The following is a 13336-nucleotide window of genomic DNA, read 5'->3' as shown; positions in this document are numbered from 1 at the left end:
CAGTGGGGTCAAGGATCGGGCATCAGGCAGTCAGTACCAACGCGCCCTCCGACCGCCCTTGCTCCAGGTCCCCGTGGGCCTTGGCTGCGTCAGCCAGCGGGTAGCGACGCCACACCCGAGGCTGGATGATACCCTCGGCGACGGCCGTCAGCACATCGGCCGCACGCTGCTGGTACTCCTCGACCGTGCGGGTGTGGGCCGCTAACGACGGCCGGGTCAGGTACAACGAGCCCTTGGCATTGAGCGTGGCCACCTCGATAGCCGCCGGTGCACCGGAGGTGCCACCGAACGACACCAACAGGCCGCGCACTCGCAGGCTGTCCAGCGAAGCCTCCAGCGACACCTTGCCCACGCAGTCATACACCACATCCACCCCTTGCCCTTGGGTCAGCTTGCGCACCTGGCTGGCCAAGGTTGCCGCGTCGAACACCAGCACATGCTGGCAGCCTGCTGCCTGTGCCCTCGCCACACTTTGCGGGCGCGACACCACGCCGATCACCGTCGCCCCCAGGTGCCGCGCCCAAGGTGCCATCAGCTGGCCCAAGGCACCGGCTGCGCCGTATAGCAGCACTTGTGTACCCGGCCCCACGGCAAAGGTGGTTTTCAACAAGTATTGCGCCGTAATGCCCTTGAACAGCACCGCTGCGGCGGCTTCGTCCTCCAGCTGCGGCGGCAGCTTGACCAGCCGTTCGGCCGGGAACAGCCGGCCGCTGGCATAAGCGCCGACCGGCCCCATCGCATAGGCGACCCGGTCGCCGACCTGCACGTTGCGAACCCCATCGCCGAGGGCAGTGACCCTACCTGCACCTTCCAGCCCCAGGCCTGACGGCAATGCCAGCCCTGCCCCACCCTTGCGCTGCAACACGTCCAGCGGGTTCACACCCATGGCTGTCTGTTCCAGCCAGACCTGCCCAGGCCCTGGAGTTTGCACCGCCATGTGTTCGAGCTGCATGACATCGGCAGTGCCGGTGCCATTGAGAATGATGCGGGTAACCATGATCGAATCCTGCTGGATGAGTGTTCGAATCAGGCTAATCAGGTAGGAAACGTTGAACAATCAGGCGAGGTGCAGATGATTTCTGCACCCCTTGCAGCAATCAAATCAGTGCTTCAGCACCCGCCCAGTACCGCAGGGCGCCGCTCACCAGCGAAAAACAGCGGGCGCAGGCGCACGCCGACCAGGTTGCCAGCATAGGCCGCCACCAGCCACAGCCAGCCATGCACGCTGCCCGAGGCGATACCGCTGAAATACGCACCGATGTTGCACCCGTACGCCAGGCGCGAACCGTAGCCCAGCAGCAGGCCGCCAATCACTGCGGCCACCAGCGACGGCAGCGGGATCTTCAGGCTTGGCGCAAAGCGCCCGGCCAGGCCCGCCGCCAGCAACGCCCCCAGCACGATGCCCAGGTCCATCACTGTGGTGATGTCCTGCCACAACGGCGCCGCCAAGGCCTTGGCATTGGCCGGAGCCTGCCAGAACACCCAACTGCCGACATCCACACCCAACCCGTTGAGCACCTTAGCCCCCCACAGGGCGAACGCCGAGGTAATGCCCCATGGCCGCCCCGCCAGCGCCAAGGTCGCGTAGTTCAACAAGGCCAGGGCGACAGCGCCCCACAGCAATGGCCAAGGACCACGCAGGAAGCGGCGCAGGCCCTGGTGTTCGCTGGCAACCGGCGCCTCAAGCGCGCCATGCCGGCGTTTTTCCAGCACCACGGTAGCCCAGGCGATCAACCCGAATACCGCCAGGCTAACCAACAGCGCAGGCCCTACCCCCCAGGTTTGCACGATCGAGGTGGCCGGGAACGACGGCAAGGCGAACCACCAATCAGCATGATGGGTAGCGCTGACCGAGCCGATGATGAAGAACAGCAGGGTTACCAGCATGCGCGCATTACCACCCCCTACGGTGAACAGCGTGCCCGATGCGCAACCGCCGCCCAGCTGCATGCCGATGCCGAAAATGAACGCCCCGAACACCACAGAGACACCCGCCGGGGCTACCAGACCGGTGACCGGGTTACCGAACAGGCTACCTGCCGAAAGCGCCGGGAAGAACAGCAGCACGGCCAAGGTCAGCATGACCATCTGTGCGCGCAGGCCTGCGCCACGTCGCTCGTTGATGAACACTCGCCAGGCCGAAGTGAAACCGAAGGCGGCGTGATACAGCGTCAGACCAAGCGCGGCGCCGACCACCAGCAACAAAACCTGCTTGAAGCCGGCATTGAAGTTGAGGAACCAGGCGCCAGCCAGCAGCAAGGTCATGGCGATAATAGGTGCGCCAAGGCGACGCGGTTCGGGTGTGGCAGTTGCGGAAAGACCCATCGGAATACTCGGATAACAGTAAAACGGACGGGGAGTATAACGCTAGACAGGTCGGCGCAGCCCTTTGTGGGGGCCATGTGGCCACATCATTTGTTAAGCTGATTCACGCCTTTAAATTCTTACAGGATCATTCACTCCATGGATGAGCTGCGCAAGATCGACCTCAACCTACTGCTCGCCTTGCACGCCCTGCTCAGCGAAAAGCACGTGACCCGCGCCGCGCTGCGCCTGCACCGCAGTCAACCGGCAGTCAGCCACGCCCTGGCGCAGTTGCGTAAACACTTCGACGACCCGTTGCTGGTACGCCAAGGCGGCGGCATGGCCCTCAGCGCCCGCGCCCAGTCGCTGGCCCAACCCCTGCAAGATGCCCTGGGCAACCTCAACGGCCTGCTGGCTACCCCGTTGTTCGAACCCGCCAGGGCCCAGCGCCGTTTCCGGCTGTCACTGTCTGACTATTCCTCGCGCCTTATCCTGCCGCCTCTGCTACGCCATCTGCGCCAGGTAGCACCCGGGGTGGACCTGGCCATCAGCCAGGCCAGCCGCGAAACGATGCTGGCCCAGTTGCTCGACGGCGAACTGGACCTGGCCCTGGGCCTGTTCCCAGACCTGCCCCAGGACATCACCGCCCAGCCCCTGTTTGCCGACCGTTTCATCAGTGTTGCCGATCGCCAGGTATTGCCCCCTCGCGGTGATCTGGCCCTGGAAGACTGGCTGGCACGCCCGCATGTGTTGATGGCCATGCGCCCGGATGCCTTCGATGAAATCGAGCGTGCACTGGCCGCCCAAGGCCTGCGCCGTCGTATTGCCTTGGCCTTGCCACACTGGAGCGCGGCAGTCGAAGTGCTGGCTGGCACCGATCTGATCCTGACGGTGGCCAGCCGCGCTGTAGGGTCGTTACGCCAACACAAGACACTGCGCCAGTTCACGCCGCCACTGGCTATTCCCTCATTCGACTACCAGCAGGCCTGGCACAGCCGCAAGGACAGCGACCCTGGGCACCGCTGGCTGCGCGAAACCGTGTGGGCCTGCAGCCAGCCAGGGCGCTGATCAGTTTTCCTGCTGCTTCACCGGTACCGTGGAATCGGCCGATGGCGCCGGCGCCCATGTACCCTGCACCAGCAGCACACCGCACAGGATTAGCACTACACCCGCTACCCTGGCCAGGCTGAGCGGCTTACCGCCCAGCCCCATTACCCCGAAGTGGTCGGCGAGCACCGCTGTGATGATCTGCCCGGCCACCACCAGCACCAGGAACCCCGCCGCGCCCAGTTTGGGAGTAAGTGCTGCGGCACCGGCCACATACATCGCCCCCAGCACTCCCCCGACCCAAAGCCACCATGGCCCCTGCAGGGCCTTGTCTAGGTCTGGCACTGGCACTCTGAGGATCAACAGCGCGGCGACAACCACCAGCGAACTCACCGTCAACGACGTGAATGCCCCCCACAGCCAGTGCCCCAACGCCCGGCCGACGGCGGCATTACCTGCGGCCTGGAACGGCAAAACTGCCCCGGCTAGCAACGCCAGGGCAAAGGGAAGCACCAGAAGACACAGGGTTTTACTGAACATGGCAATCCTCATCGCTGACCAATATTCACGCCATGATCGAAAATTCCCCAAACTTATGGAAATCGAAAACATGCACGCACACTATTCGCCAGGCGCATGAATAGATACGTTCTCTACCTATTGAGCTAGGCTCCTGTCCCGTCGCGACACCCAAGGGCCTCGCTACGAGCAAACCTAAAGCTGATGTGATGGAACACATTCGATGACAGATGAACGCAAAACCCTGCTTGATCTAGGGCAGTTACCAACCCGCAACCTCGCCGAATGCCTGGCGGTGGACCAGAGAGCCCTGGTCGGCTCGTTGGCCACCCTGCTGCCAGCCACGCTCATCGACGATTTGACCGCCTGCGCTGAAGACACAGCCTCGTTGGGCCTGTCGAAGAAGATCGCAGCCATCGGGCTGGCGCTGGGGCAATGGTTGGAGCAGGCCGCCTCGCCGATGCGCGAGCAAGTGCTGGCGCAGTGCAGCTCGCATGCTTCCGATACCGTGCGCAGCTGGGCGGCCTTCGCCCAAGCGCATTTATCGCGCACGCAACTGCTGGAGCCTGCACTGCTGGCACAGTTGCGATTCGCTCGCGATGAGCATTTTGGCGTACGCGAGTGGGCGTGGATGGCCTTGCGCCCACGCCTGGCCCAAGAACTGGACGCAGCCCTCGCACTGCTCGGGCCTTACGCCGGCGACCTGAACCCGCTGGTAAGGCGCTTCTGCATCGAGGTGCTACGCCCACGTGGGGTGTGGTGCGAGCACATCAACGCACTCAAGCAAACGCCTGAAGCGGCTGAGCCGCTGCTGGTACCGCGCCTGGCAGAAGCTGACAAATACGCTCAGGACTCGGTCGCCAACTGGCTCAATGACGCCAGCAAGACCCGCCCGGATTGGGTGATCCAGCTGTTCGTGCGCCATCCGCCGTCATGCAAGGCATCACGACGGATACATACACGGGCAACCCGCAGCCTACCTCGATGAATGCTCAGCGCGAGGTTTCAATGCGCAGCACTTCGGTGTAGATCGCGTCGACCGTCTGGCCAACCTTGAGGTTCTTCATGCGCGCCTGCAGGTCTGGGTTCTCGACCTTGACGACCTGCAGCTTGCCCTCTGGTGGCAGCAGGCTCACCTCATGCTGCTTGAGGTCGATCTTCTTGATCTGCGAAGTGACCCTGACCTGGCGGAATGCCTCGCCACCCGGGTTGGGGTTTTGCGCAGTGGCGCGAATGGTCCCCGACTCCTCACTGGCCTTCGGCGCCCCACCCACATTGGTGTTGAGCACATAAGCCACGGCACGGGTGACGAAGATGTCGACCTGGTCGCCCACTTTGAGATTAGGCAGGGCCTTGGCCTTTTCCGTGAGCTGGAACGTCACATCCTTCTTGTTATCAGGGCCCTTCACCGTCACCTGGCGGTTGGCCAGGTCGATGGCTGTGACTTGCGTGGTGACGTGGCTTTCCAGTGCCTCGCTGGCAATCGGGATATCAGCAGCGTGTGCCGTGAGGCTGGCAGCGGAAACCAGTGTGGCCAAGGCAACTGCACGAGCGAGAGAACGAATCGGGTTCATAGGCCTGCTTCCATGTGATCAAGACCAAAAAAGGGCGCGAAAGGCTCACGCGCCAACAAGCATAGACGTTGCCCACCACCCTGCCCGCACACATCCGCTGCGACCGGTTTCGCCTCCTTCTCGCCACCCCACGCTTGTAATAGCAAATGCGAACTCTTTACACTTGCTTTACATTTACAAATCATTACTATTCGTGACCTCGAAAACAACAAAGAGTCACCTGTAATGGCAAAAAGGTCCGTTGCCCCAGCATCCATTTCCATGCTGGGCCTGCTGGTTGTGCCTGCTGTTCACGCTGCCGTTCAAACCCAAGCGCAGGGTAGCCTCGCCCTGCCCGCCACTGCCGTCACCAGCGCCTACGAGCAGCAAAGCTACAAGGCCAGTGAAAGCCGCAGCGCCATGAAGATCGACGCGCCGCTGCGTGATATCCCGCAAACCGTCAACGTCGTGCCCGAAAGCGTAATCAAGGATCAGGGCGCGCAGTCCATGGAGGACGTGCTGAAGAACGTGCCCGGCATCGGCCTGTCCAACGGCGACGGCCAGCGCGACCAGGTGACCATCCGCGGCTTCAGCGCCATTGGCGACATGTACATCGACGGCGTGCGCGACGATGCCCTGTACTTCCGTGACCTGTCCAACGTCGAGCGTGTCGAGGTGATCAAGGGCCCAGCCGCCGTGCTGTATGGCCGTGGTTCTTCTGGCGGGCTGATCAACAGCATCAGCAAGAAGCCAAGCTTCACGCCCAAGCGCGAAGTGGGCATGAGCTTCGACAGCGAAGGCAAACGCCGCACGCAGTTCGACACCGGTTGGGCCGACCCGCAAAGCAACCAGGCCTACCGCGTAACCGGCGCCTTCGAAGACAGCGACACCTTCCGCGACGATGGCTATATCGACCGCAAGGCCATCGCGCCGTCGGCCTACTTCCGCCTCTCGGACGACCTGGAACTGAACCTGGGCGCCACCTACCTGTACGACAAGCGCCTGATCGACTTCGGCATCCCGGCCCTGGGCAACCGCCCGGTGGATGTCGATCGCGACAAGCGCTTCGGCTCTGGCGATGCCGACCAGGACTACGCCCGCAGCGAGGTGTTCTCGCTGACCGCCAGCCTGGACTACCGCATCAACGACAGCTTCACGCTGACCAACACCAGCCGTTACTACCGCTACGACCTGGACCGCAACAACACCCTGGCCGACAGCAGCCCGACACGCTTCGTCACTGCGCCCAACGGCGAATTGCTGGTCAAGCTCAACCGTGGCAACGTTGCCCGTGACGAGTACGGTGTATTCAACCAGACCGAACTCAAGCAGCAGGCGCAAGTGGCCGGCATGCAGCACAACCTGCTGTATGGCGTGGAAGTGGGCTTGCAGGACAAGTACCAGCGCGTGCTGAGCCAAAACAATGTGGCCCAGGTGCCGGTGTACCGCGACGCCCTGGTGCCGGTGCCAGACCATGCCGCCAACCTGTCGTCCAAAGGCACCAACTTCCAGCAGACCACCGGTTTGTACCTGCAGGACATGATCGAGCTTAACGAGCACTGGAAGGCCCTGGTGGGTGTGCGTTATGACATCTTCGGCCAGGAGTACGACGACGACCGCGTGCAGAACGTCGACCTCGACCGCACCGACAAGACCTGGAGCCCGCGCGCCGGCCTGGTCTATCAGCCGGACACCATCCAGTCCTACTACGTGTCGGTCAGCCGCAGCTACCAGCCTTCGGGCGAAGTGTTCGCGGTCAGCCCGACCAACCAGCATCTGGAGCCGGAAGAAACCACCAACTATGAAATCGGCGCCAAATGGGACCTGCTCGACAGCCGCCTGTCGCTGACCGCTGCGGTGTTCCGCCTTGAGCGCACCAACATGAAGACTGCCGACCCGGCCAACCCCAACCTGACCGTACTGGCGGGCGAGCAACGTACCGATGGTTTCGAAGCCACCGTCAGCGGGCAGCTCTCGGACAAGTGGCAAGTCTACGCCGGTTACGCCTACCTGGATGCCGAGATCACCAAGTCGAACAGCAAGACCAATGGCGTGGCCAATGAAGGCCAGACCCCTACGCTGACGCCGCGTAACAGCGCCAACATCTGGCTGGTGCGCACCCTGACCCCAGAGTGGCGCGTGGCTGCCGGTGCCAACTACGTCGACGAGCGCTACACCGCGCTCGACAACGTAGTGGTGATGCCGGGCTACACCACCTTCGACGCCGCACTGCTGTACAGCGTGCCGCAGTGGGATGCCGCGCTGCGCCTGAAGAACGCCTTCGACCGTGACTACTATGCCTCGGCGCACGGCTCGGTGGACCTGGTTACGCCAGGGGCACCACGGACGCTGGAAGCCAGCTTCAACTACCGCTTCTGAAGCGCTGCGCGATCCGTGTAGACGCTGTCGCGCAAGCCCAGCGGATCGCGCAACCCCGGTAGTTCATTCAGCGATTGCGCGTCACCCGCCAAACCGTATTCGCCAAATCATCGGCAATGATCAACGCCCCACGGGGGTCCACTGTCACCCCCACCGGCCGTCCACGGGTCTTGCCATCCTCACCTCGGAACCCCATGGCGAAGTCGATCGGCTCTCCCGCAGGCTTGCCATTGCTGAACGGCACGAAAATCACCTTGTAGCCCACCGGGTCAGGTCGGTTCCAGCTGCCGTGCTCGCCCACGAAGACACCGTCGGAAAACCCATCCCCCATGGCCGGTATCGAGAAGTCGACACCCAGGGCAGCCACATGCGAGCCCAGGCTGTAATCCGGCTTGATCGCCGCTGCCACCTTGCCTGGGTTCTGCGGCCGCACCCGGTCATCCACGTTCTGTCCCCAGTAGCTGTAAGGCCAACCATAGAAGCCGCCCTCACGCACCGATGTGAGGTAATCCGGCACCAGGTCGGGGCCCAGTTCATCCCGCTCGTTGACCACCGTCCACAACTGCCCGGTCTGCGGCTGAATGGTCAATGCCGTCGGATTGCGCAGGCCGGTGGCGTAGGGCCGGTGCGCACCGGTTTCGGCATCGACCTGCCAGACCATGGCCCGATCGATCTCGACCTCCAGGCCGCGCTCGGTGATATTGCTGTTCGAGCCTATGCCCACGTACAGGTAACGACCATCCGGGCTGATGGTCAGCGCCTTGGTCCAGTGGTGGTTGATCTCGGCCGGCAGGTCGGTGACCTTGGTGGGCGAGCCTTCGGCCTGGGTCTGGCCTTCCTTGTAGTCGAAGCGCACCAGCGCATCCTGGTTGGCCACATACAGCTTGCCGTCGGCAAACGCCAAGCCGTAGGGGGCGTTGAGGTTTTCCGCGAACACGGTCTGCACCTCATAGGTGCCATCGCCGTCGGCATCACGCAGCAAGGTCAGGCGGTTGCCGCCCTTTACCTGCGTGTTGCCCTTGGCCTTGATCTGGCTGGCAATCACGTCCTTGGGCTTGAGCTTGGCCGCACTGCCACCCCTGCCCTCGGCTACCAGAATGTCACCATTGGGCAGCACCAGGCTCTGCCGCGGAATCTTCAGGTCAGTGGCAATGGCCGTGACGCTGAAACCCTCCGGCACGGTCGGTTTCTGTTCACCCCAGGCAACCGGCTGCGCAATCTTCATGCTCGGCAGCAAGCCGCGCTGCGGCTCCGGCAGCTTCGGGTCTGGGCCGTGGGCCTGGGTCGGCTCACCGTCGCCACCACAGGCACCAAGCGCCAGCGTCAGGCTCAACAGGGTCAATGCATGTAAAGGCTTCATGCCGCACCTCCCGAACGCAGGTTGCTCAAGCCGGTCCATGCAGCCACTACCGCAAGCACGGTCACGATCACCGACAACACCAGCCCCGACGGCATCACTGCCCAAGCGTCCTTGGCATGCTCAAACGCATTGACCAGCCCAAGCAGCCAGGTCACCAGCAGCAGCGCGAAGTAAAGCGTTGCGCGCCCGCCCTTGTGCTCGGCGCGGATCAGGTTGGCCAACGCGAAGAGCAGTGCCAGCCCGCAGAACACCAAAGCACCGGCGATCAGCCAGGCGGCGAAGTTACTCCACTGGATTTGATAACTGTTGTAGTAGGCGATATCGCTCAGTAGCGCACCCAGAAACAACGGCACACTGCCGGCCAGCAACAAGGCGTGCAGCGGGCTGGGTGTACAGCGGTAGAAATTTTGGTCAGATGCGGTCACGGTGCCTCCTTTTCATTCAGTGACCCGGGGCTGATGGGCTTGTACCATCAGTTGAGCGCAGGGTGCGCTTAGCAAAGGAGCCCCTTGACGCCGCGATAGTTCACCGTTTGGCTTGAATGAAATATCCTGCAAGGCATTTGCCGCCAAGCGGACAAGGGGATCACATGCGCAGACAACCGATACGCCCAATCGAGTCCTGGGTGCTGAACACCCTGCTAGCCCTCAGCCTGGCGCTCACCGCTGGCTGCTCCAGCAAACCCCGCTACGCCACACCTGCGGTGGGCTCCAACTGCTTCGCCAAAGCCGTCCCCACGACCGGCGAGGGTGGCCTGGCCTGGGGCAATAACCTCAGCATTGCCCGTCAGAAGTCGATGAACAACTGCATACGCTATGCCAGTCGCTCGGGAGGCACACCGAGAACTTGCCAAGTCGTCATGGCCAAGTGCAAAAACTGAATAGATAGAGGACGGTTTAAGTAAGGCAATTCCTACAAACTTAGTTATAACTTCCCACGTTACTAAAGCACGAATAAATCCACATAAAATATTACACTTTCACCCTCGACCAAAAATAATTAATCGAGGCATCCTACTTCGCTTATCGCCCAGCAAATCCATATCCCTGCAACTTAAAATAGCAAGTAAGAAATTTCTTACACAACAATCGTCAGCCAATTATCTTTCAGTCTTTTCTGTACTGGAGCAGGCCACTCTACGCCTAATGTCTGAAAGGGCTGCTCTCTGAGCAAGGAACTCTCATGAGCAATGCCTCCGTCAGCAGTGCCACCTCTGGTCCCGCCTGCAGTGCACGCATCCCCATCCTGCCAGTGCGCTATGCCATCGTGCCGCGCACCGGCGACTCCCCCGCCTACCGCTATGCCGACGCAGGCTTCAACCTCGAACAAGGCTTTGCCCCGCTGCAGCACTCCGCCTATACCCTCCGCGCCCTGCGTCAGGGCTATGTCTACGTGTTCATGAAAGGCCCGCTGGGCGAAAAGCTGGTCATTCATGAGTACGTCGGCGCAGGCCTTTACAAGGAACTGCGCTACCAAGGGCTGGAGAACTACCACCTGCGTGAACGCTACCTCTCCAGCCGCACCCTGGGCTGGGTGTGGGCCGATACCTGCCCCGATACCGCCAAGGAAGTCTGGATCGGCTACAGCCCACACCTGTGGACCAACGCCATGACCGCCCGCATCACCGGCTCGCCTGCCCTGCGCAAACGGCACATGCGCCAGTTGGACATGGCCGAACTGGTGAGCGGCAACCAAGCGCCGTCCACCCAGCCCCATGTGCTGCCGGTCAGCGCCCTGCAAACCTGGGTCGAAGACTTCAAACCGCCCCACCTGCGCATGCCGCTGACCTGGAGCAGCGACCCGATCAGCGAAATCCTGCCCATCGGCAACCTCGTCGCCATGGCGCGGCACTACCCCTACACCCAGCCGAAAGTGCCGGTGGTGGTCGCGCTTGCCGACGCCGAAGGCATGGCTCTGGACCTGAGCCTGTCGGTCTCGGCCTACCAGCATCAACTGCGCGACCTGATGCCCGCCGAGCAACTGGAGCACACCAAACCCGCACAACCGCCCGAGCAGGAGCGCGTGCCGGCGTGCTACCGGTTGGATGCCGAACAACTGAGCGTGCAAAGCCGCGATTTCCACCATCGCAACCTGGTGGCCATGCTGCTGAACAAGACGCTGGAAAGCATGTACCCGGCGGACGCCCCCTCACCGGAACTGGCCGCGTTCCGGCTTGGCCTGGAACGCCGGGGCCCCGCCCTGTCGCCGGCCGAGTCGCATTTTCAGGCGCTCACCCACAAGGACTACTCGCCCCACGGCGCGCGCCTGGTACAGCGCCTCGATGTCGGCAAATACCAGCGCTTCATCGCCGAGCGCGATGAGCTGGAACGGCGTATTGCCGCCCTGCGCAACCAAGCCTTGCAAGCCAGCAACGATCATGACGCCTGGCTGGCAACGGCCGAATCCCAACACATCGATAACCCCTATAGCCTGGCGGCGGCCTTGGCCTGCTACGACCGCGACGAACGCGCCTCCGCCCGTGGCCTGGAAATCTCACTGGCCTTGCTGATTCAGCCAATGGGCCAGCCGACACCCGGCACCGAGGAACAGGATCGACGCTTCAAGCGCCTGGAACAATGGCTCGACCAACACGACAGCCCGCTGTACACCGCCCTGGCACCGTTCAACCCGTTCAAGGACAAGGCCGACTCGATCGGCAGTTTGTTCGGCGCCAGCGACGACGTGATCGAAGGCTTGGCCGGTCGCTTTCCGGCCATGGCCGACATCACCGACCTGACCGCCCAGACGCTCAATACCGTGGTGCTCAAGCGCCTGCGCGGGCAAACCCGCTGGGATGCCAGCCATGGCCTGCGCCAGCAGGTGTTGATGGCGGCGCGTGAGGGGAATGCCGAGAAGGCGCTGGGGCTATTGGCAGCGCGCTATCGGATCACCAGCCAGGCCATCACGGAAAATCCGTTCAGCCAGGAGGTACAGAAGTACTTGAAGAGCGGCATGGCGCAGGTCGAAGAACTGAAAGAGCTGCGCATCTCGGGTAGCCGGAACGTGTTGATCGAACTGACGACCACAGCGCGAGTGAAACCCAATTTTCTCGGCCTGCTCACCTCGGGCGTTGGCGGTGGTTTGAACGCGGGCATGCTGTGGTTCAACATCTTATCGCTCAAGACGGCCTACAACAGCCTGCAGAAGAGCAATGCACCGGAATATACCTTGGGCTTTGCTTCATCGATATTCGGGGTGATCGGTGCAGCGGCAGCGACAACGGTCAGCGTTCGGGCAACGCAGAAGGCGGTGATGCTGCGATTAAGCTCGACAGCACCTGGGATGGCGTTTGGTAACGGCGTTATCAGGTTCCTAAGCAGTAACTTGTTTGCGCGTTTAGCCGGATATCCTGCAATAGCATTCACTCTATTTTCAGATTTTTTCAAGGCAGGGCGCCAGAGAGCGAACGGCAATCAAACAGCTGCTGATTACACTTTAGCTGGCGGTTTAAGCATGGCCATTGGTTCCGTTGTAATTCTTGAAGCAGGTCTTGCAGTTGCAGGCGCTACAACGCTAGTACCCTTTGCCGGATGGGCCGCAGCGGCCCTTGTCCTCGTGGGTGTCGCCATCATTGGAGTAGGCCTGTACCTACACGCCAAGGCACATGAGCACCTTCATAGCCCAATTGAGTTGTGGGCAGCACGCAGTATCTTCGGCAATCGTAATAATGATGGAGAGGAGCGCCCCGGCATAACTTTGGATTATGAAAAGAAACTGCCCTCTTTCGACTCGCTACAAGCCGAAATCAAAGCTTGGCACAATCAGCACTACGGCCCAAAACTTCTATCTACCGAGCAGGCCCTGTCACTCGGCGTATCTCATGTCGACACCCGGTGGCATCAGAATGATTACTGGTCTCCGCCCAACTGGGCCGCTATCACACATAACGAAGTTTCCACACCTCAACCAACCGCTGAGTTCACAGTGCTGCTACCTGGCTTTGTGCTTGGGGTAAGCGAATGGTCAGGACGCTTAAATGCCCTCCGTGATGACCATGGAAGGGACCTGCTTCCAATTACCCCGACCGGCCACATCGTAGGTGCTGGCTTGGTTCTGCACTTCGAAAACACGCTAGCTAACCAAAAATATGTCTCACTGCATCTAACTTACAGCACCAATCAAGGCCTGGACGAGAACAATGAGATCCTGTCAACTTTTCATCTGGAGCGCTGAG

General features: G+C 61.7%; 11 protein-coding genes. 5 read left to right on the top strand and 6 right to left on the bottom strand.

Going from position 1 to position 13336, the window contains the following annotated elements; translation table 11 throughout:
- Positions 1-22: 22 nt before the first annotated feature.
- Positions 23-997, bottom strand: a complete 975-nt coding sequence (locus ACNQP3_RS11500) for a quinone oxidoreductase family protein (RefSeq protein ID WP_060494123.1) — start codon at positions 995-997, stop codon at positions 23-25.
- A gap of 113 nt (positions 998-1110) precedes the next feature.
- Positions 1111-2325, bottom strand: coding sequence for a YeeE/YedE family protein (locus ACNQP3_RS11495; protein ID WP_060494122.1), 1215 nt, complete (start codon positions 2323-2325; stop codon positions 1111-1113).
- 138 nt (positions 2326-2463) lie between these two features.
- Between ACNQP3_RS11495 and ACNQP3_RS11490 the strand changes: the two genes are divergently transcribed.
- Complete coding sequence (locus tag ACNQP3_RS11490; protein WP_012271954.1) at positions 2464-3372, top strand: LysR family transcriptional regulator; 909 nt, start codon at positions 2464-2466, stop codon at positions 3370-3372.
- Here ACNQP3_RS11490 and ACNQP3_RS11485 read toward each other — a convergent pair whose 3' ends face one another.
- The gene (locus ACNQP3_RS11485; RefSeq protein ID WP_060494121.1) at positions 3373-3891 is read right to left on the bottom strand and encodes a DMT family transporter; all 519 of its coding nucleotides are present in this window, start codon (positions 3889-3891) and stop codon (positions 3373-3375) included. It abuts the gene before it with no gap.
- Positions 3892-4093: 202 nt separating this feature from the next.
- Between ACNQP3_RS11485 and ACNQP3_RS11480 the strand changes: the two genes are divergently transcribed.
- Entirely contained in the window at positions 4094-4858 is a 765-nt protein-coding gene (locus ACNQP3_RS11480; RefSeq protein WP_264317046.1) for a hypothetical protein, read from the top strand.
- A gap of 4 nt (positions 4859-4862) precedes the next feature.
- Here ACNQP3_RS11480 and ACNQP3_RS11475 read toward each other — a convergent pair whose 3' ends face one another.
- A complete protein-coding gene (locus ACNQP3_RS11475; protein WP_012271951.1) occupies positions 4863-5444 on the bottom strand; it encodes a hypothetical protein in 582 nt (193 codons plus the stop codon).
- Between the two features lie 225 nt (positions 5445-5669).
- On the opposite strand from ACNQP3_RS11475, the gene ACNQP3_RS11470 reads away from it, so the two are divergent.
- Positions 5670-7802 (top strand): TonB-dependent receptor, encoded by a 2133-nt coding sequence (locus tag ACNQP3_RS11470; protein ID WP_012271950.1) that lies wholly within the window; start codon positions 5670-5672, stop codon positions 7800-7802.
- A gap of 67 nt (positions 7803-7869) precedes the next feature.
- Here the strand turns inward: ACNQP3_RS11470 and ACNQP3_RS11465 are convergent, their stop codons facing one another.
- Complete coding sequence (locus ACNQP3_RS11465) at positions 7870-9162, bottom strand: PQQ-dependent sugar dehydrogenase (RefSeq protein ID WP_264317045.1); 1293 nt, start codon at positions 9160-9162, stop codon at positions 7870-7872.
- Complete coding sequence (locus ACNQP3_RS11460) at positions 9159-9587, bottom strand: DUF2231 domain-containing protein (protein WP_069943329.1); 429 nt, start codon at positions 9585-9587, stop codon at positions 9159-9161. Before ACNQP3_RS11460 ends, ACNQP3_RS11465 begins: the two co-directional genes overlap by 4 nt.
- A gap of 164 nt (positions 9588-9751) precedes the next feature.
- Here ACNQP3_RS11460 and ACNQP3_RS11455 point away from each other — a divergent pair, with 164 nt between their 5' ends.
- Both ACNQP3_RS11455 and ACNQP3_RS11450 read left to right on the top strand, forming a co-directional pair.
- Entirely contained in the window at positions 9752-10042 is a 291-nt protein-coding gene (locus ACNQP3_RS11455; RefSeq protein ID WP_264317044.1) for a hypothetical protein, read from the top strand.
- Between the two features lie 302 nt (positions 10043-10344).
- Entirely contained in the window at positions 10345-13335 is a 2991-nt protein-coding gene (locus ACNQP3_RS11450; protein WP_264317043.1) for a T6SS effector BTH_I2691 family protein, read from the top strand.
- The last annotated feature ends 1 nt before the right edge of the window (position 13336 follow it).

The sequence above is a fragment of the Pseudomonas sp. LFS074 genome (genome assembly GCF_047978165.1).
Lineage (GTDB): Bacteria > Pseudomonadota > Gammaproteobacteria > Pseudomonadales > Pseudomonadaceae > Aquipseudomonas > Aquipseudomonas putida_P.
Note: the sequence above shows the minus strand (reverse complement) of the source record. Positions and strands in the feature narration are given on the sequence as shown.